This is a genomic window from Kitasatospora sp. NPDC022785, from assembly GCF_055561295.1.
Genome location: NZ_JBVHHB010000001.1, coordinates 617,533 through 636,629, shown reverse-complemented (window position 1 = coordinate 636,629; position 19,097 = coordinate 617,533). Strand labels below are relative to the sequence as shown.

Sequence of the window (19,097 nt, the reverse complement as noted above, 5' to 3'; positions counted from 1 at the left end):
CCCGGTGGCCGGCCGGGTCAGTCGTAGCCGGCCTCCATGAACCACTCACCGCCCTCCACCGTGAGCAGCAGCGCCCGGCCGTCCGCCAGCGTGACCTGGAAGCGCGCCCGGCGGCGGGCCAGCGACTGGTCCCACCAGTACTCGACCGCCGGCCAGGGGCCGGTCCAGCCGTCCACCACCAGCTCCCGCCCCCGCACCGCCACCCGGGCCGGCCGGGCCGACACCCCCGCCCGGCCGTCCACCGCCACCGACCGCCCCTCCGCGTCCAGCACCACGACCGGCACCGGAGTGCGGTGCACCACGGCCGGCCAGACGTCCCTCAGCCGGCCCGGCCACGGCGCGTCGGCCGGCGCCGCCGGGTCGTACGGCTCGCCCCAGGGCACCCGGACCGCCTGCTCGCCCGGCCCCCGCCCGCCGGCCGGCTCGATCCGGCGCAGCCCGGCATGCCCGAGCACCGCCTGCACCCGGGCCACCGCGCGCTCCACCCGGTCGTCCGCGACCGCCTGCCCCCAGAGCGCCAGCTGGCGGCCCTGGTCGGGGGAGAGATCGTCGGGGACGAGGCGCAGGGCGGTGAAGCCCGCGTCGTGGTCCGTGTCGAAGTCCGTGCCGTGATGCGGGTCGTGGTGTGCGTTGTGGTCCGCGTCGTGGTGTGCCTCCGGCCTGCCAGGCACCGCGAAGGTGCCCGTGCCCTGCCAGGCCTGGAGCTGCCAGCGGACGCGCTCGGCCAGCGCCGTCGCCGACAGCCGGCCCTCGTGCCGCCAGAGCCGCGAGACGGTCCGCCCGTCGGCGCAGGACACCTCGACCGCGACCCGCTGGCAGGTCAGCCCCGCCCCGGCGAGCCGCTGGTGCAACCGCTCGGCGAGCGTGCGGGCGACGAACACCAGCGGCTCGGCGAGCGGCTCCGGCGGGTCGAAGCGCTGCTCGACGGAGAGGTCCGGCCCCTCCGTACGCGGCACCAGCGGGCGCGGCTGCAGGCCCCGGGCCAGCCGGTGCGCGGTCGTGCCGGCCGGGCCGAACCGGTCCGCGACCGACTCGGCGGGCAGCGCGGCGAACGCACCGACGGTGGGCAGGCCGAGCCGGTCCAGCAGCTCCGCCAACGCCTCGTCGCCGAGCGCGGCCACCGGGTAGGGCGCGAGGAACTCCGCCGTCCGCCCGGCCGGCACCAGTACCCCGGCCCGGGCCGCCAGCACGGCGGCGAACAGGCCGTCGGCGACACCGACCTGGCCGTGGAGGACGGGCCGGGCATCGGGGACGGGCCGGGCATCGGGGACGGGCCGGGCGTCGGGGACGGCGGGAGCTGCGGGGGCGGTTCCGGCCGCGGCTTCGGCGGGGCGGGCCGGCGGCGGGTACGCGGCCGGGTGGGCGAACCCGCCCCGCGCGCCGTCCCGGGCCGCCGGGGCGGCGGCGAACAGCTCGTCCACGGCCGCCGCCCGGCGCCGGGCACCGGCCCGGTCGGCGTCCGCCGGGTGCGCCTCGGTACGGCCGGGGCCGGGGGCCGGGTGGGCGCACACGGCGGGGTCGGCGTCGGCGGGGTGGTCCTGCACCTCCGACCCGCTGCCCCCGACCCCGGATCCGGCCCTGTTCCTGTTCTCGTTCCTGTCCCGGTTCTCGTCCCTGTTTGCGTCCCTGCTTGCGTCCCCGTCCTCGTCCTCGTCCACGGGCCGGGCCAGGGCAGCCGTCACCGCGCCCTGCACCTTGGCCGCCAACGCCTCCTCACCGCCGAAGTAGCGGCTCGGCCCCTTCACCGGGATCGCGCACAGGCCCGGGCGCAGCACCTCCACCCGGGGCGTGAACGCCTCCACCGCCGCGACCACCGGCTCGAACCGCCGGGTCTCCGCCTCCGGGTCGCGGTCGCGCAGCTCCAGCGCCGGGCAGAGCCGCTGGGCCAGCTTGAGCCGCTGCCCCTGCCGCACCCCGGCCGCCCGGGCCGTCTCCGAGCACGCCAGGATCCGCCCGCCGGCGACCACCGCCACCGGGGCGTCGCCGCCGTCCTCACCGCCGTCCGCGGGCCCCATGACGGCCGCCACCGGCCAGTCCGGGCACCAGACCACCAGCACCCGCGGTGTCCCGGCCGTCCCGGCGCCTCCGGTCGCCCCGGCCAGCCCGGTCGCTCCGGTCGCTCCGGTCACTCCGGTGTCGGTCATCTCACACCACCGCCATACGTTCGAGGCCCGCCCCGGCCCCCGACGTCACGTCCTCCCCCGCCCCGACCACCTCGGCGGCCTCCGCCACCGCCCGCACCTCGCCGTGCTCGTCCGGCAGCCAGAGCCGGGCGGTACGCCCACGCACCGCCGAACCGCGCCCCTCGGCCACGACCTCCACCTGCCGCCCGGTGAGCTGCCCGTGCCCGTCGCCCAGCCCGAACCACCGTCCGGACCGCACCCCCAGCCGAAGCCCTGCCCCCGGCCACGGTCCGGCCACCAGCAGCACGCACCCGCTGCGCCGCAGCACGGCCGCCAGCCGGGCGGCCGGCTTCGGCGCCACCGGCCCGTCCGGGCGCAGCATGATCAGCTCGACCGCCCCGGCCAGCACCGACACCACCTCGGCCCAGTGCAGGCCGGGGTCGTCCGCCACCAGCAGCCGCCTCAGGTCCAGCCCGTACCCGGCGGCCGCGGCCAGCCCCAGGTCCGGCAGCCCGACCGCCGCCGCCCACCCGCCGTCCGACTCCCGCACCCCGGCGGCCAGCGCCAGCAGCAGCCCGAGATCCCCGCCGCCGACCGACACCACCGTCCCCCGCCGCAGCCCGTTCTCCGGCAGCACCGCCCCCAACGCCGGCAGCACCGGCAGCAGCCCTCGCCGCCCGGCCTCCGCCCCGGCACCGCCACCGTCCACGAGCGCAGCCGCCGACACCACCGGGCGGAGCGGCTGCCGCTCGGCGGTGGATTCGAAAGCAGGTTCGAAAACGGGCACACCTCAGGATCGAACATTCGTTCGCAAAGATTCAAGTCCGATTCCCCCACCCCCATGGTCACCCTCCGTGACCCGTGTCCCGCGCCAGCGAAGTTTGATCTTTGCCAGCGAAGCCCCGCGACAAGCGGGTCGCCGCACGCACCCGCGCCGTCAAGCCCACCGCCCCCGCCCCCGCGGCCTCGGCCACACCCGAGCCCGCCGTCCCGCAGGCACCGGACCACGGCACCGAGCCGCTGGCCGAGGTGATCCCGCTGGGACTGTTCAACCCGCTCGAAGATCCATGGAGACGCACGTGATCACGCCCGGCTGCATACCCGATACCGCCCTGGACGCGGCGGACGACCAGGCCGGATACCAGCTGACCACCCGGCAGGGATGGCGGCGCTTCACCACTTCCTCTCCCACGCCGCCCGCGCTGCTGAGCGCGGACGAGTACAACCGGCTGGAACCGCTTCAGCAGCAGCTCTACGACGAGGACCGCCTCGACCACCACGCCCGGCTTCAGGTCGTCGTCACCTCCACGGTCCGACACACCGTCACCTGCGGACGCCGCCTCGTCCTGCTCAACAAGCACGCGATCAGCGCCCGCCGGGGGCTGATCGTCTCCGGCCCCGCTGGCACCGGAAAGACCCTCGCCCTCACTCAGCTCGGACGAGCCCACGAACTCCTCGATCAGGCTCGCCACCCGCACGCCACCGACCGGATCCCGGTCGTCTACATCACCGCCCCGCCCGCCGCGACCGCCCACATGATCGCAGCCGAGTTCGCCCGCTACCTGGGCCTGCCGGTCCGCCGCACCTCCAACATCACCGACATCACCGAGGCCATCGTCGGCGTCTGCACCGACACCCGCACCGGACTGGTCCTGGTCGACGAAGTCCACAACATCTCCCTCACCAGCCGCGCGGGCGCCGAAGTCGCAGACACCCTCAAGTACTTCTCCGAACGCATCCCGGCCACGCTCATCTACGCCGGCATCGGCATCGAGCACTCCGACCTGCTCTCCGGAACCCGCGGCCAGCAGATCGCCGGCCGTTTCACGCTCGTCCCCACCTCCCCGTTCCCCTACAACGCGGAATGGAAGGGCCTGGTCGCCACGCTGGAGAGCACCCTGCTCCTGCACCACCACCAACCCGGCAGCCTCACCCGCCTGGACCGCTACCTTCACGACCGGACCGGCGGCATGATCGGAGCCCTGTCCCACGCGATCCGCGGGGCCGCGATCGACGCCATCCTCACCGGCAGCGAGGTCATCACCAAGAAGTCCCTCGCCGCCGTCCCGCTGGACTACTCCGCCGACTCCCTCCCGCGCGTCAACGTGAAGGCCCGCGAGTGACCAACAGTCTGGCCAGGCCGCTTGCCCCGCTGCCGATCAACGTCCGCCCCCGTCTCGGCGAGAGCACGATCCACTACGTCCAGCGCCTCGCCCGCGCCAACCACCTCAAGCCCAGCGAACTCCTCGCCATCCTCACCAGCCCCAAGCCCTCAAGGCGCCTCGAAGTGAAGCTGGAGAGACTGGCTGTCCTCAGCGGACGCTCCACCGATACCCTCAAGATCACCCTTGCGGACGCCGCCCCGCCCGGCCTCCGCGTCGGAACCCCTGCCACCGTCCGGCTGGAACGCGTCGCCGCTCGCAAAGGCCGCCACCGCAGCTTCAAGATCATCGGGCAGATCAGACAGAACGCCCGAAGGAACAACGGAACCCTGCGTCAGCTCTCCGACCAGTGGGACCTGCCACGCTGGCTCGTCGCGCGGATCCTCAGCCCCCAGTTCCCCGACCGGACCGCGCCGAGCCGGCCCTCAATCGCCGAGGAGACTCACACCAAGCTCCTGGCCTGCTACGAACAAGGGATGTCGCCTTGGCACGCCTGGATCGAGCTGCTCGATAACCACGACCCCCACTCATCTCAGCGGAGGCCATCCGCCACCGCTTCGGGCTGTGGGACCTCGAACGAGGAAAGACCCGACCTGGACCGGAGTGACTCGAACCCGAGCGGGCGGTGCAGCCGGTACCCCCACCCGGCCGCGCCGCCTGCTCAGGGCCATTTACTGTAAAGATCAAGCTGAGGTCAAACTACAATCTTCTGGTGTCGACGTGGGGGGCAAAGCGTGCGATCGCGGCAGCGAGTTCCTGACGTCTGCCCGTGTGGGAAATCGGGGCGCCTGATGGCACGGGCAGGATAAACTCTACCGGGGACTTGACCTCTACACCCTTGCACCCGACCGGAAGCGAGGTCGATGACCGTAATTTGACCAGGACGGTTTGACGGCCGAGACTCTCCTGTTTGTAGGACTTGACAGAGACTATGTCTGACCAGGGAATAGCTGGGCCTACCTGGATGGTGCCGATGATAGTGAGTGCGGCGGAATCGAGTCTCAGTCTCGGCAGATTTACACTGCCGAAGGCTACGATGACGGAAATTGCGGCGAAGGCTCCCATAATCCAGAGCAAGATATCATCGGGCGGGTATTTCTGGTGGACTCCCATGTACAGACTGAACCCCCAGAAAGCGGCGCCCATCCCGTATCCGAGGGGGGGAAGGCATCCTGCGCGTATGCTGGTATCGAATACCACGATGTCAGTGTTGGTGTCGGCCTGCTTCGGTGAAAAGGAACTGGCGTCGACAGGCTGTTCGGCACCTGGCTGAGGCCGATCGGGCTCGGTGGGCGTGCGGCTGCCGGCACCCTTGCTTGGCGGAACGTCTTCGGGTGCTACCGCCGCGGGCCGGGGCTCGGCGAAGAAGGCAAGCAGTTGCGCGGGCGACGGGCGGAACATAGCGTTCTTCGCCATACAGGAGGCGACGAGCGGGCGCAGCCCGGCGGGCACCGCGGTGAGATCCGGCTCACTGTGGACGGCTCGGTACATCAGGGCCACAGGTTCGGCTTGGCCGAAGGGGATAGCACCAGCGGCATGAGCCAGGACAGCGCCGAGGGCGAAGACATCGGTCGCCGGGTCGATGTCCCCGCCGGTGATCTGTTCAGGGGCGAGAAAGCCTGGGGTGCCGATGACGGTGCCCGTGTCAGTCAGCCGGGTGTCCTGCAAGGCCCGGGCGATGCCGAAGTCGACGACCCTGGGACCGTCGTCGGACATGAGAATGTTGGCCGGCTTGAGGTCGCGGTGGACCAGCCCGCAGGCGTGGATGGCCTGGAGCGCCTCGGCGAGGGCCGCACCGAACGAGCGCAGGGCCGGTTCATCGAACGGACCTTCTTCAAGAAGTACGCGGTCGAGTGAGCGACCCGCTATAAAGGCCGTCACCATCCAGGGCTGTGTGGCCTCAGGATCGGCGTCGACGACCTGGGCAGTGTGAAACCCCCCGACCCTGCGGGCCGCGGCGACCTCTGCGCGAAATCGTTCACGGAAGCCAGGATCTGAGGCGAGTTCGGGTCGGGCCACCTTCACAGCGACCGACCGCCCACCTGGTGACCGGCCCTTGTAGACGCGCCCCATGCCTCCTTCGCCGAGCTTGCCGACGATGTCGTATACGCCGACCCTGCGAGGATCGAACGGACCGAGCCCTTCCATGAACACCCCCGGATCGGCGATACGCAGTCGGAAGACTACTGACTAACCATCAGCACTGGAAGCGGTGTGGGCGCATCGCGGATGACGGCGCCTACCTGCGCCGCAGCCTGCACACCGCCATCCCGCCACAGTTGCTACCACTGGCACGGCGACTTCGGGCTCACCCGCAGACGCCGTGCCACTTCCGACGGCTTGATCCCCTCCTTCCTGGTGTCTGCAGGGCCGCGAGGGACGGTGGTTCTTCATCCTGGCGACGCGCCGAGCCTGGAGCCGGTCCGTGCCCCGAGCTTCGACGATGTCGGCTGCTGCGGCCTGTCGGGCCGGGGCGGGATGAACCGCCGGTGCCCGTGCGGTGCCCCGGTGGGCACGGAGATCAGCGATTGCTCGACTCCGTACGAGTTGCACCTCGACCCCGGACAGGTCCATCAGCTCACGGTCTGATGGAGCCGCGCCGGCGGTTCATTGCCACGGCCAGCAGCCGTACCGCTGAACCGCCGGTGGACGGGCCGAACGTCGTGTGGTCAAACTTCGGTGAGATCGGTCAAAGTTCGGTGAGACGGGTCACTCCGTGCTGTGCCGGGGCATGGCGATGCCGCGCGGGCACGCCACCGCCGAGAGCGCCCTGCGCTCGCATCAGTCGGCGGCCGGGCGGCAGACCCCGGCCCCGGACCGACCGAGCCGCTGTGCCGGCGCGGCGGTCACTGGAAGATCGCGATGGGGTGGACCTCCAGCACGCCTTCGTCGGGGTGTGAGCCCGCGTGAACCCGCCTGGGCCCGCCCAGCGGTTGGGGCGGCTCAGCCCGTCAGGGAGCGGGCCACCCGGAAGCCGACGTCGTCGACCCGGAAGGTCGGGTGGCTGCGGCGGCGGGCGGAGGCCCGGCAGCTCCAGTGCTCGTCGAACCAGCCGCCGCCGCGCAGGACCCGGTAGCTGCCGTAGACCTCGGCGTCGTAGACGTCCCAGCACCAGTTCCAGGCGTTGCCGAGCATGTCGTGGAAGCCCCACGGGTTGGGCTGCTTGCCGCCCACCTCGTGGATCCGCTCGTCCGAGTTGCCGCGGTACCAGGCGATCTCGTCCAGCGGGCCGTAGTGGGGTCCGGTGGTGCCGGCGCGGCAGGCGTGCTCCCACTCGGCCTCGGTCGGCAGCCGGTACCCGTCGGCGGCCCGGTCCCAATCGATGCCCTCGCCGCCCTCGCCGCTGTTCCCGCCGTCCCCGCCGCCCTCGCTGTCGGCGGGGACGAGACGGTAGGCGGGGGTGAGTCCGTCGCGCCGGGACAGGGCGTTGCAGAAGCGGACCGCGTCCCACCAGGAGACGCCCTCCACGGGCAGCCGGTCGCCCCGGGACGCGCTCGGCCGGTCACCGGTCACCGCCGCGTACAGCGCCTGGGTGACCGGAACCGCAGCGAGCCGGTAGGAGGCGACCTCCACCGGCCAACTGCGCTGCGTCCGACGGTCGGACAGCGTCACCCGCCCCGCCGGGACGGTGATCATCGGGTCTTCCGCGTTGGTGTCCATAGGCAGGCGATCCTAGGACACCCGCCCCCACCCCGGGCCCGCCGGACCCGCCGGCTCCCCGACAGTTCCCCGACGCCTCGTCAGACGTCGCGGCGACGGACCACCAGCAGGGCCAGGGCGAGCGCCACCAGCGGCCACAGCGCGAGCACCGTCCACGAGCCGGAGACAGTGGCGTAGTCGAAGCCGCTGCCGGGCGGCGGTGACCAGTGCTGCACAAGCCGCTTCCAAGCGGAGGACACCATCAGGTGGTTGACGTCGGCGGACCAGCGGATGGAGGTCGAGAAGAACACCGGCAGCATCAGCAGCACGAAGCCGGTGGCGGCCGTCGCCGCCGCGCCGTGGCGGACCAGGACGCCGATACCCAGCCCGATCAGCGCACAGACCGGGGCCACCAGCGCGGACACCACCACGGCCCGCATCACCCCGGGGTGACCGAACGCGACATCGGCGTGACGACCACTCAGAATCTCCTGGGAGAAGACGAACGAGCCGACCGAGATCACCGTGCCGACCACGCCCCAGACCGCGATGAGCACCGCTCCCTTGGCCAGCACCACCGAGCCTCGGGCCGGCACCGCCACCGTGGTGGCCCGGATCAGTCCGCTGCCGTACTCGGCGACGACGGTGAGCGCACCGGCGGTACCGGCCAGCAGCATCAGAGTCAGGTAGCCCGGCACCGGATAGGCGTCGAACACCAGGAACCCCTCGTTGGGGCGTGCCGCCATGTCCGTCCCGCCGAGGTTGGCGGACTCCGCGATCGACGCCGCCGCGGAGGAACCGACCACGAAGAGCGTGGCGAAGGCGAGCAGCCAAGGGGTGGAGCGCAGCGAGCGCAGCTTGATCCACTCCGCGGCGACCAGGTCACCGAAGCGGGCGGGTGGTGCGGCCGTCCGCCCGCCGGGAACGGCGGGGGTGACGGGAATGACGGAGGTACGTGCGGTCATCGGGTCCGTCCTGCCTGGTACTCGACGTGGTCGGCGGTCAGTTCCATGAACGCCTCCTCCAAGGAGGCGCTGTGGGTGGTCAGTTCGCTCAGCTCGATCCTGCGCTCGAAGGCGAGCGCACCGATCCGTTCGGCGGGCAGCCCGGTCACGACGAGCCGCTCGACCCCGGCCGAACCCTCCGGCCCGACCGTCGCGCCGGCCGCCGTCAGCAGCTCGGTCAGCTCGGCGGCCTGCGGCGTGCCGACCACGACGGTCCGCCGGGTGCTGCGGGCCGCGAAGTCGCGCACCGACTCGGCGGCGATCAGCCGGCCCTGGCCGATGACGACGAGTTGGTCGGCGGTCTGCTCCATCTCCGACATCAGGTGGCTGGAGAGGAAGACCGTGCGGCCCTCCGCCGCCAGCCGGCGGAACAGGTGGCGCACCCAGAGCACACCCTCCGGATCCATGCCGTTGATCGGCTCGTCGAACATCAGCACGGGCGGATCGCCGAGCAGCGCGGCGGCGATACCGAGCCGCTGCTTCATACCGAGCGAGAATCCGCCGATCCGGCGGCGCGCGGCCTCGGCGAGGCCCACCTCCTCCAGTACCTCGGCCACCCTGCGCGCCGGGAGGCCGTTGCTGCGGGCCAGCGCCGCCAGGTGGGCGGTGGCGGTCCGACCGCCGTGGACGTGGCCCGCGTCGAGCAGGGCGCCGGCGTGCCGCAGGCCCCGGTTGTGGCTGCGGAACGGGACGCCGCCGACGGTGGCGGTGCCGGAGGTGGGCGCGTCCAGGCCGAGGATCAGCCGCAGTGTGGTGGTCTTGCCCGCGCCGTTGGGCCCGAGGAACCCGGTGACCTGCCCGGGCCGGACGGTGAACGACAGCTGGTCGACGGCGGTCCTGCCGCCGTAGGTCTTGGTGAGTTCGTTGACTTCGATCACGGCACAGACTCTTCCGGGCGGGCCCCGCACCCGGCATCGGGCCGGGGGTGGCAATCGCCCGCGCCGGTCCGCCCGGGGGCGTACGCCCGTGGGCCAATGTCCACCGGACGGCCGACGGCTAGTCTCGCGGCATGAGGAGCGGGACGGGCGGGACAGGCAGGACAGGCAGGACGGGCAGGACGGGCGGGACGGGCGAGGCGGGCAAGGCGCACAGGCCGGGCGGGCTGGGCGAGGCGCACGGGGCGAGTGGGGAGAGCTGGGCGGTCGCGGCGGCCGGGGCGGTGCAGGGACGGCTTGCGGCCTGGGTCGGGGCGGTGCTCTACCCCTTCGTGGTGTTGCTGCTGCTGACCGGCTCGCCGCGAGCCGAAGCCGGCCTGCACGCCGTCGGAGGACTGCTCGCCGGCGGCCTGCTCCTCGGGCTGCTGCGCCGCCGCCCGCTGCCGACCCTGGCGCTGGCCCTGTTCGGCGCACTCAGCGTCGTGGAGTTGGGTCACGGCCAGGGCTCGATCCGGTTCGTGCCGTTCCTGACGGTGGACCTCGTGCTGGGCTTCGTGGTCGCCACCCGGTCGCGGCGCGCCTCGATCGCCGCCGTCGCGGTGTCGTTCCTGTTGCAGTTCTTCGCCGTCGGCCTGTTCACGCACGCGGACAACATGGTGGGCGTCGGCCTGGTCGCCCTCCTGGTGCTGGTCATCTGCTGCATGACCGGCCTGCTGCTCCGCGAACGCCGCGAACACGCCGTGGCCCTGCGCTCGCAGGAGGTGGCCGAGGCGGTGACCGCCGAACGGCTGCGGATCGCCCGCGAGTTGCATGACATGGTCGCGCACAGCATCGGCATCATCGCCATCCAGGCCGGCGTCGGCAGCCGGGTCATCGAGACACAGCCGGCGGAGGCCCGCGAGGCTCTGCGGGCGATCGAGTCCACCAGCCGGGAAACCCTGGCGGGCCTTCGGCGCACACTGGTGGCACTCCGTCAGGCCGACCCGGACACCGGCTCGGCGTCCGCACCCCTTGCTCCGGCACCGGGGCTCGCGGACGTCGAGCAGCTGGTGGCGGCGACCGCGGACGCGGGGGTCCGGGTCGAGGTGCACTGGGCCGGCGAGCGGCGGCGACTGCCGGCCGACCTCGACCTGTCCGCCTACCGTATCGTTCAGGAGGCGGTGACGAACGTGGCCCGCCACGCGAACACCGGGCACTGCCGGGTGGTCATCGACTACGGGGCGGAGGAGTTGTCCGTGGAGGTGCTCGACGACGGGCGGGGGATGCCGAGCACGGTGGGATCCGGTTTCGGAATCACCGGCATGCGGGAGCGCGTCAACCTGTTGCACGGCCGGTTCAGCGCCGGCCCGCGTCCGGAGGGCGGCTTCCGGGTGGCGGCCAGCCTGCCGCTGCCCGCCTCGCAGCCGGCAGCGCAGCGGGTCTCGCAGCCGATAGCGCAGCGTGCCTCCCAGCGGGCCGGAACCGGTCGGGAGGGCGTCCGATGAGCATCCGCGTCGTCCTCGTCGACGACCAGCCACTGGTCCGCTCCGGCCTGCGCGTGATCATGGCCGACCACCCCGACCTGGACGTCGTCGGCGAGGCCGGATCGGGCACCGAGGCGGTCCGGCTGGCCCGGGAGGTCAGCCCCGACGTGGTCGTGATGGACATCCGGATGCCCGGCATGGACGGCATCGAGGCCACCCGCCTGATCACCGCCGCCTCCGGCAGCACCCGCGTCCTGGTCCTGACCACCTTCGACGAGGACGCACACGTCTACGGCGCGCTCCGGGCCGGCGCCAGCGGGTTCGCGGTCAAGGACATGGCGGTCGACGACATCCTGGCGGCCATCCGCGTGGTCGCCGCAGGGGACGCCCTGATCGCCCCGGGTGTCACCCGGCGCCTGATCGCCGACTTCCTCGACCGCCCCGGGCCGGTGAGCGACCCCGCTCCCGCCCGGGCGATCGAGGGCATCACCGAACGCGAGCGGGAGGTCCTCACCCTGGTCGGCCGGGGCCGCTCGAACGCCGAGATCGCCGAGGAGCTGTTCATCTCGGTCGCCACCGCCAAGTCCCACGTGGCCCGGCTGCTCAGCAAACTGGGCGCCCGCGACCGGGTCCAGCTGGTGATCACCGCGTACGAGACGGGGCTGGCCCACCCGACCCGGTGACGGTGTGGGCGGGGACCGAGCGGCCGCGGGGGCTTCGGCCGGTAGCACCCCAGGTCAGAGCGGTGCAGCCGCCGGTCATAGGCTCCCTGCCATGGCTGATGTCCCCGGTTATACCTGTTCCTGCTGCGGCGAGTACCACGCGGAGCTGCCCATGGGCTACTCCGCCGCGGCGCCCGACGTCTGGAAGGAGAAGTACGGGAAACGGCGCGACAGCATGCTCTCCGAGGACCAGTGCGTCGTCAAAGGACGGCACTTCTTCGTCAAGGGCATGATCGAGATACCGGTGATCGGTACCCCCGACATCTTCTCGTGGGGCGTCTGGGTCTCCCTCAGCGAGCCCAACTTCACCCGCACGCTCGACCTGTGGACCACCCCCGGCCGGGAGAGCGAGCCGCCCTACTTCGGCTGGCTGACCACCGACCTCGCCCTCTACCCCGTCGGCACCCTCAACCTCAAGACCAACGTCCACACCCGCCCCGTCGGCGAACGCCCCACCGTCGAGCTGGAGCCCACCGACCACCCGCTCGCCGTCGAACAGCGCACCGGCATCACCCCGGAACGGGTCCGCGAGATCGCCGAAGCCGTCCTCCACCCGGGAGCATGAGCGGCGCGCCACGAAACGGTTCGCGACGGGGCGGCCGCGACGGGAGAATCACCTGACGCGGAGGGTGCGATGACCGGACAGACGGTGGAGATGGCGGGGCGCTGTGGCACCTGCGGGGGCGTCAGCGTGCGGCAGGTGAACCAGTTTCTCCGGGGGCGGGAGCTCTGGTGGGACGCCGAGGGCTCCTGCGCGGGCTGCGGCAGCACCTGGTGTGAGCACGCCGGGCCGGAGCCGGCTCCGGAATCCGTGCGGGTGGCCCTGCTCGCCGCGCACGGAGCGGCCCGGCTGCGGCCCACCGGGCCGATGACCGGTTCGGTGGCGGCGCTCAAGGTCTTCCGGGAGGGCGCGGCCGTCTCCCTCACACAGGCCCGGACGCTGGTCTCCGAGCTGCAACGCACCGGCCTGACAGGGACGTTGGCGGAGATGGAGTACTGGCGAGTGCGACTCCACGAGGCCGGAGTCCCGGTGGCCGTCGAGGACACCACGGACTGAGCCCGGCCCACCCGGCCCACCTGTCGTCATGCTCGACGGGCTCCCCCGCCCCCGGCCGGCCCAGGCGCCTGATCGCCGTCGGCGGAAACGGGCCCGGCAGGTGGGACGGAAGCCGGGGCGGCAGCCGGGGCGCCCGCCGCCAGCCGGGCGGCGCGCAGGCTGAGGTGGTGGCGTTCGGGCAGGCTGGCCGTCCGGCGCGCGGCGGTCCGGTAGTCGGCGACGGCGGCGTCCCGCTCCCCCGCCAGCTCGTGCAGGTGGGCGCGGACCGCGTACAGCCCGTGGTGCTCGGCGAGTCCGACCGGTGCGTCGGCGAGGAGGGCGAGCCCGGCGGCCGGGCTGTCGACCATGGCGGTGGCCACCGCGCGGTTCAGGGTGATCAGCGGATTGTCGGAGATCCGGCCCAGGACCCCGTAGAGGGCGAGGATCTGCGGCCAGTCGGTCTCCTCGGCGGTCGGGGCCTCGTCGTGGACGGCCGCGATCGCCGCCTGCACCTGGTACGGCCCGACCGGCCCGCGCGGCAGGGCGGCCGTGATCAGCGCGACGCCCTCGGAGATCGCCGCGGCGTCCCAGCGGGTGCGGTCCTGCTCGGCGAGCGGGACCAGCTCGCCGTCCGGGCCGGTGCGGGCCGGTCCGCGGGCGTCGTTGAGCAGCATCAGCGCCAGCAGCCCGGTCACCTCGCCGTCCTCCGGGAGCAGCGCATGGACGGCCCGGGTCAGACGGATCGCCTCGCGGGCGAGTTCGACGCGTTGCAGGTCGGGCCCGGCACTGCTGGCGTAGCCCTCGTTGAAGATCAGGTAGAGCACGTGCAGCACCGCGTCCAGCCGGGCCGGCCACTCGGCGGCGTCGGGCATCCGGAACGGCACGCCGGAGGCCTTGATCCGCTGCTTGGCCCGGCTGATCCGCTGGCCCATCGTCGCCTCGGGGACCAGGAACGCGCGGGCGATCTCGCCGGTGGTCAGGCCGCCGACCGAACGCAGGGTGAGCGCGATCGCCGAGGCGGGCGAGAGGGCGGGGTGGCAGCAGAGGAAGAGGAGGGTGAGGGTGTCGTCGTGGGCGGCCTCGTCCTCGGTGTCCGCGGGCGGCGCGGTGAGCCGGTCGGCCGGCTGCTGCCCGGCCACCAGGTCCTCGCGCCGTCGGCGGGCCTGCTCGCTGCGGACCTGCTCGGTCATCCGGCGGTTGGCGACCTGGACCAGCCACCCGCGCGGGTTGCGCGGCAGCCCTTCCGCGGGCCACTGGGTGGCGGCGTCCAGCAGGGCCTCCTGGACGGCGTCCTCGGCGGTGGCGAAGTCCCCGTAGCGGCGGGTGAGCACGCCGACGACCTGCGGCGCGAGGGTGCGCAGCAGGTCGTCGATGCTCCCGGAGGGAGCGGTCACAGCTCGGTGGGCGGCGCCGACATCACCTGGCGCACCTCGATCGGCATGTTCAGCGGCTCCCCGCCGGGGCCAGGCGCCGCGGAGACGGCCGCCGCGATCTCGACCGCCCGCTCCTCGCCGTCGCAGTCCACGATCCACCAGCCGGCCACCCACTCCTTGGTCTCCGGGAACGGCCCCTCGGTGACCACCGGCGCGCCGCCGCTGTGCGAGCGCACGATCCGGGCGGTCTCCGGCATGGCCAGTCCCTGGGCGTCGACCAGTTCCCCGGCCTCGGCGAGCCGGGTGTTGGTGTCCTTCATGAACCGGATGTGCGCCTGGATCTCCTCGGGCTTCCACTCGTCGATCTTCGGGAAGTCGGCGTTCTTCTCGCTGAACTGCATCAGCAGCATGTACTTCATGGTCCTGCTCCTCGTTCGTCGTGTCCGCCCCGGGGTGGGGGCTCTCACGGGTAGGTAGAAGCACGCCCGGCGTTTTCGACATCCTCGGCGGGAATCTGCGAGAAAAGTTAGCGGGAGCCACCGACGGCGGCGGCGCAGCGACACCCGGCGGCGGCCGGCGGCTCGGCGGCGGCGCAGCGGCGCGGCGGCTCGGCGGAGGCGCGGCGGCGCGGCGGAGGCGCAGCGGAGGCGCAGCGGAGGCGCAGCGGAGGCGCGGCGGAGGCGCGGCGGCGCGGCGGCGACCTGGGGCGACCGGGCCTCGTTGAGCCGGCAGGCGGCGCGACCGGGCCGCGTTGACCCGCCCCTGGCCGGCCCCTAAGGTCGGCCTGTGCAGCGATACGACTGGCTGAAGAAGATTCAGCGCATGGATCCGGAGACCGAGTTCACCGAGATCTACCGGATCAGCAGCTGGTACGAGTTCCCCTGGGACACCACCCAGTCGCTCAGCTTCGCCCTCTACCGCACCTACGCCGTGCCCAGCATCGGCCGGCTGCTCGCGCAGACCGGTGAGTTCACCCGCCGGGCGCAGAAGCGGTACGACGACACCGTGCTGATCCTGGAGGCCGTCGTCGAGCACGGTTTCGCCTCCGAGCAGGGGCGCGAGGCGATCCGGCGGATGAACCAGATGCACCGCCGGTACGACATCTCCGACGAAGACTTCGTGTACGTGCTCGCCACCTTCGTCGTGGTGCCCAAGCGCTGGCTGGACGACTACGGCTGGCGCCCGTACTCGCCGCACGAGATCCGGGCCACCACCAACTACTACCGGGAACTCGGCCGCCACATGGGCCTGAGCGGCATCCCGGAGACGTACGAGGAGTTCGAGCGGCTGCTCGACGACTACGAGCGCGCCCACTTCGGCTACGACCAGGGCGGCCGCGACGTCTCGGACGCCACGCTCGGGCTGATGGCCTCCTGGTACCCGGCCCCGATGCGCCCCTCGATGCGCACCTCCTCCCTCTGCCTCCTGGACGACCCGCTGCGCGAGGCCTTCGGCTACCCGGCGCCGCCGGCCGCCCTGCGGCGCGCCGTCCGGACCGGCATGTGGCTGCGCGGCCGCTTCGTCCGCCTCCTCCCGCCCCGCCGCAAGCCGCACCTGGCCCGCGACGGCCACCAGGTGCGCGGCTACGCCGGCGGCTACCGGGTGAGCGAGCTGGGCACCTTCGAGGACGGGCCCGCGACGGCCGGCGGCTGCCCGTTCCCGCACACCGCCCAGGCCGGGGCGGCTCGGACCCCGGCTGACGAGTCCCCTACGGTCCGGGCCCCGATTGCCGAAGGCTGAACGGCGGAGGGCTGCACCACCTCGTAGGTGGCGGTCAGGTGCGCTTGAGGCCAAGGGCCGGCCTCACGCCCTGGGGAACATCGTCGCCGGCCCCGATCGGGGCCGCCGCCTCGGCCTCGGCCTCCGTGGCGGTGGGCTGGTCGGGGAGGAGGCGACGGGTGCGGATCGGCGAGAGGTAGACGGGGAGGAAGGCCGAGGCGAGAAGCACACCCCCGAGCCAGAGAGTGGCCTGGAGCCCCGCCAGCTCGCCGAGCAGGCCTGCCAGGGCGGCACCGATCGCCAGTGAACCGGTGAGCAGGAAACGAAAGGTGGCGTTCATCCGGCCGAGCAGGGCGTCCGGGGTCATCCGCTGCCGCAGGCTGACCCCGAGCACGTTGTCCATCCCGGTCTTGAAGGACAACACCAACGAGCCGAACCCCGCCACGTACAACCAGACGCCGGCACCGTTCAGCGGGATCAGCAGACCCGCCGGTGCCGCGCAGAGACCGGCCAGGCCGAGCGCCCGGCCGTAGCCGACGCGGGCCGCGATCGGGCGGGCACAGCGGGACCCGAGCAGGATGCCCAGGCCGCCGACCGCCCAGTACAGGCCCAGCGCGCCGGCGGGGAGGTGGAGCTCCCGCACGAACAGCACTGGAAGCAGGGTGTTGACGACCTGGAAGCCGAGGTTGGTGAGGGAGGCGGTGAGCGCGAGCGCCCGCAGTTCGGCGTTGCCGAGGACGTGACGCACACCCTCCCCGATCTGCGCGCCCAGGCCGGGCCCGCCGCCACGCACCGGCGGCGGCGCGGGTGCGGGGGTACGGCGCAGGGCGATGAGGCGCAGCGCCGAACCGAGGTGACTGGCGGCCGTCGCGGCGATGGCGGCCGGTGCGGTGAGCAGTTGGACGAGCGCGCCGCCCGCGCTGCGCCCGGCGATGTTCCCGACGGCCATCAGACTCACCACGGCCGCGTTCGCCTGCACCAGGTGGCCGCGGCCGACCAGTTGCGGCAGCACACTCTGCGACGCGACGTCGAAGAAGACGGTCGCGCACCCGCTCAGCAGGGCGACGGCGTACAGCTGCCAGAGGGTGAGCCCGCCCAGCCACCAGGCGAGCGGGACGGACGCGTACAGCGCGGCCTTCACCAGGTCCGCGACGATGAGGACGCGGCGGTGGCGCATCCGGTCCACCCAGGCTCCGGCGGGCAGGCCGATCAGCAGGAACGCGAGCGTGCTCAGCGTGGCCAGTGCCCCGACCTGCCCGGCGCTCGCGTCCAGCGCGGTGACGGCGATCAGCGGGAGGACGACGTAACCGATGTTGGTACCGAGCTGGGCGAGCGCGGTGGCGGTGAAGAGGGTGCGGAAGTCGCGTATCCGCCAGGGCGATTCGGGGCTCATGGTCCGTTCGTTCGGTCGCGAGTGGTGGTGGTGGCAGGGGCGGTGGCCGTGGTGGTCGCGGCGGTGGAGGCGGTGGGGCGGGTGGGTCGTTCACGATGCTGCCGGGTCAGGACAACCCCGGCCGGCACCACGATCATTCCCGCGACGGTCGGCACGCTCAACGACTCGTCGAGGACGCGCGCCGACCGCCGGCGAGACGACCGGCAGCAGGTGACCGACGGTGGCCGTACCCGTGGCGCCCCTCGATGGCGTTGAGCCGGTGGTCGTGGCGGAAGGCGAGTCCGGTGCAGAACACCCCGAAGACGGCGAGGGCGGCCGGCGCCGGGAGTTGAGCCCGTCCGCGGTGGCGCTGACCGGACGGCACGGGCAGTCGCTGGACCGGCTCTACGAGCAGCGCGGCTCCCGTGGAGTGAAACCGGGGCTCAGGGATCGGGTTTCGGGTTCGTTTCGGGTTCGCCCCCGGATCCGGGGGCAGGGCGGGGGTCAGGACTTGAAGTTGCCGCAACGGCAGCTTCTATCGTCCTGATCAGGGCCGGAACGACCGGCCCGGTGAGCAAGCGTGAGACCGACGGCAGTCGGCGACCGGAGCCCGATCGGTGCCCGGAAGCCTGAAAGGGCCCCGGGAGCCCGACCGGTGACGACCCCCCAGGGCGCGACCCCGGGATCGGACCGGCCGGTGGCAGGCGGCTTCACGCAGTGAGAGGAGACGGCGATGGCCTGGCCGATCGCGGAAGTGGCACGGATGTCGGGCGTGACCGCCCGGACCCTCCGGCACTACGACGAGATCGAGCTGCTGCCACCCGCGTGGATCGGCTCCAACGGCCACCGCTACTACGAGGAGCGCCAGTTGCTGCGGCTGCAGCAGATCCTCGTGCTGCGGGCGCTCGGAGTGAGCCTGTCCGAGGTCGGCAGGATCCTGGCCTCGCAGGTGGACGAGCTGGAGGCCCTGCACGGTCACCACCGCCGGCTGCTCGCCGAGCGCGACCGGCTCACCGCCCTGGCCGCCACCGTCTCCCGCACGATCACCGAACTGGAGCAGTCCAGGAAGGACGGTAGTCCGATGACCAGCATCAACCGACCGGAGAACCTCTTCGAGGGCATCCAGCCCGCCGAGTACGGGGAGAGTCTGCGCGACTTCCCTGAGCTGGCCGAGGGGATCGGGCGGGCGACCGCGACGATGACCGAGGCCGAGATCGAGGCCGGCCAGCGCGAGCGCACCGCGCTCATGATCCGGCTGGCCGAACTGATGGCCGCCGGCACGCCCGTCGACGCCGACGCCGTACAGGCCGAGGTCGACGGACAGTACCGGGCCGTCAGCGCGATCCAGCCGGTCACCGCCGAGGAGTACCGAGCGATCGGCCGCTCGTGCGTGGAGAACGAGCGGTGGCGCGCCGTGTACGAGGCCATCGCGCCGGGCCTCGCCGCGTACCAGCGGGACGCCATCGAGGTGTACGCCGCCACCCTGCCGGCCTGAACCGAACGACCTGAAGCGGACGACCTGAAGCGGACGACCTGAACCGAACGAGCCGCGTCGGTCGGTCTGAAGCGGACGGCCCCCCGGGCCGGGTTCGCCCGTGCTCGACTCGGC

The 19,097-nt window shown here is 72.8% G+C and carries 18 protein-coding genes; 9 read left to right on the top strand and 9 right to left on the bottom strand.

The window, feature by feature from the left end:
- Positions 1–17 precede the first annotated feature (17 nt).
- A complete protein-coding gene (locus ACZ3YO_RS02750; RefSeq protein WP_465563874.1) occupies positions 18–2,144 on the bottom strand; it encodes a DNA polymerase Y family protein in 2,127 nt (708 codons plus the stop codon).
- 1 nt (position 2,145) lies between these two features.
- Positions 2,146–2,910 carry a hypothetical protein gene (locus ACZ3YO_RS02745; protein ID WP_465563871.1) on the bottom strand — a complete coding sequence of 255 codons (765 nt, stop codon included), beginning with the start codon at positions 2,908–2,910 and terminating at the stop codon, positions 2,146–2,148.
- 101 nt (positions 2,911–3,011) lie between these two features.
- Here ACZ3YO_RS02745 and ACZ3YO_RS02740 point away from each other — a divergent pair, with 101 nt between their 5' ends.
- Genes ACZ3YO_RS02740 through ACZ3YO_RS02730 form a run of 3 tightly spaced genes read left to right on the top strand, consistent with a single transcriptional unit; the run spans position 3,012 to position 4,965 of the window.
- Entirely contained in the window at positions 3,012–3,206 is a 195-nt protein-coding gene (locus ACZ3YO_RS02740) for a hypothetical protein (RefSeq protein ID WP_465563868.1), read from the top strand.
- Positions 3,191–4,246: a TniB family NTP-binding protein gene (locus tag ACZ3YO_RS02735; RefSeq protein WP_465563866.1), complete on the top strand. Its 1,056-nt coding sequence runs from the start codon at positions 3,191–3,193 to the stop codon at positions 4,244–4,246. Before ACZ3YO_RS02740 ends, ACZ3YO_RS02735 begins: the two co-directional genes overlap by 16 nt.
- Positions 4,243–4,965, top strand: a complete 723-nt coding sequence (locus ACZ3YO_RS02730) for a TniQ family protein (protein WP_465563863.1) — start codon at positions 4,243–4,245, stop codon at positions 4,963–4,965. The genes ACZ3YO_RS02735 and ACZ3YO_RS02730 overlap by 4 nt, the downstream gene beginning before the upstream one ends.
- A 19-nt stretch (positions 4,966–4,984) precedes the next feature.
- Here ACZ3YO_RS02730 and ACZ3YO_RS02725 read toward each other — a convergent pair whose 3' ends face one another.
- From ACZ3YO_RS02725 to ACZ3YO_RS02710, 4 genes are all read right to left on the bottom strand, one after another.
- Positions 4,985–6,433, bottom strand: coding sequence for a serine/threonine-protein kinase (locus tag ACZ3YO_RS02725; RefSeq protein ID WP_465564178.1), 1,449 nt, complete (start codon positions 6,431–6,433; stop codon positions 4,985–4,987).
- Between the two features lie 795 nt (positions 6,434–7,228).
- Positions 7,229–7,945, bottom strand: a complete 717-nt coding sequence (locus ACZ3YO_RS02720; protein ID WP_465563861.1) for a formylglycine-generating enzyme family protein — start codon at positions 7,943–7,945, stop codon at positions 7,229–7,231.
- An 80-nt stretch (positions 7,946–8,025) separates the two neighbouring features.
- A complete protein-coding gene (locus tag ACZ3YO_RS02715) occupies positions 8,026–8,889 on the bottom strand; it encodes an ABC transporter permease (RefSeq protein ID WP_465563858.1) in 864 nt (287 codons plus the stop codon).
- Positions 8,886–9,806, bottom strand: a complete 921-nt coding sequence (locus ACZ3YO_RS02710) for an ATP-binding cassette domain-containing protein (RefSeq protein WP_465563856.1) — start codon at positions 9,804–9,806, stop codon at positions 8,886–8,888. The genes ACZ3YO_RS02715 and ACZ3YO_RS02710 overlap by 4 nt, the downstream gene beginning before the upstream one ends.
- Positions 9,807–9,937: 131 nt before the next feature.
- Here ACZ3YO_RS02710 and ACZ3YO_RS02705 point away from each other — a divergent pair, with 131 nt between their 5' ends.
- The 4 genes from ACZ3YO_RS02705 to ACZ3YO_RS02690 all read left to right on the top strand — a co-directional run bounded on the left by ACZ3YO_RS02705 (position 9,938) and on the right by ACZ3YO_RS02690 (position 13,045).
- Positions 9,938–11,287, top strand: a complete 1,350-nt coding sequence (locus ACZ3YO_RS02705; protein ID WP_465563854.1) for a sensor histidine kinase — start codon at positions 9,938–9,940, stop codon at positions 11,285–11,287.
- Positions 11,284–11,949 carry a response regulator gene (locus ACZ3YO_RS02700; protein ID WP_465563852.1) on the top strand — a complete coding sequence of 222 codons (666 nt, stop codon included), beginning with the start codon at positions 11,284–11,286 and terminating at the stop codon, positions 11,947–11,949. The genes ACZ3YO_RS02705 and ACZ3YO_RS02700 overlap by 4 nt, the downstream gene beginning before the upstream one ends.
- 151 nt (positions 11,950–12,100) lie before the next feature.
- A complete protein-coding gene (locus tag ACZ3YO_RS02695; protein ID WP_465564175.1) occupies positions 12,101–12,553 on the top strand; it encodes a DUF2199 domain-containing protein in 453 nt (150 codons plus the stop codon).
- A gap of 135 nt (positions 12,554–12,688) precedes the next feature.
- On the top strand, positions 12,689–13,045 hold the full coding sequence (locus ACZ3YO_RS02690; RefSeq protein WP_465563849.1) for a hypothetical protein: 357 nt from the start codon (positions 12,689–12,691) through the stop codon (positions 13,043–13,045).
- Between the two features lie 26 nt (positions 13,046–13,071).
- On the opposite strand, the gene ACZ3YO_RS02685 is transcribed toward ACZ3YO_RS02690, so the two are convergent.
- Entirely contained in the window at positions 13,072–14,418 is a 1,347-nt protein-coding gene (locus ACZ3YO_RS02685) for an RNA polymerase sigma factor (protein WP_465563846.1), read from the bottom strand.
- A complete protein-coding gene (locus ACZ3YO_RS02680) occupies positions 14,415–14,816 on the bottom strand; it encodes a YciI family protein (RefSeq protein ID WP_465548257.1) in 402 nt (133 codons plus the stop codon). The genes ACZ3YO_RS02685 and ACZ3YO_RS02680 overlap by 4 nt, the downstream gene beginning before the upstream one ends.
- 367 nt (positions 14,817–15,183) lie before the next feature.
- Here ACZ3YO_RS02680 and ACZ3YO_RS02675 point away from each other — a divergent pair, with 367 nt between their 5' ends.
- Positions 15,184–16,137: an oxygenase MpaB family protein gene (locus ACZ3YO_RS02675; protein WP_465563844.1), complete on the top strand. Its 954-nt coding sequence runs from the start codon at positions 15,184–15,186 to the stop codon at positions 16,135–16,137.
- Positions 16,138–16,171: 34 nt separating this feature from the next.
- On the opposite strand, the gene ACZ3YO_RS02670 is transcribed toward ACZ3YO_RS02675, so the two are convergent.
- On the bottom strand, positions 16,172–17,509 hold the full coding sequence (locus ACZ3YO_RS02670) for an MFS transporter (RefSeq protein ID WP_465563841.1): 1,338 nt from the start codon (positions 17,507–17,509) through the stop codon (positions 16,172–16,174).
- Between the two features lie 712 nt (positions 17,510–18,221).
- On the opposite strand from ACZ3YO_RS02670, the gene ACZ3YO_RS02665 reads away from it, so the two are divergent.
- Entirely contained in the window at positions 18,222–18,983 is a 762-nt protein-coding gene (locus tag ACZ3YO_RS02665) for a MerR family transcriptional regulator (RefSeq protein WP_465563838.1), read from the top strand.
- Positions 18,984–19,097: the final 114 nt, after the last annotated feature.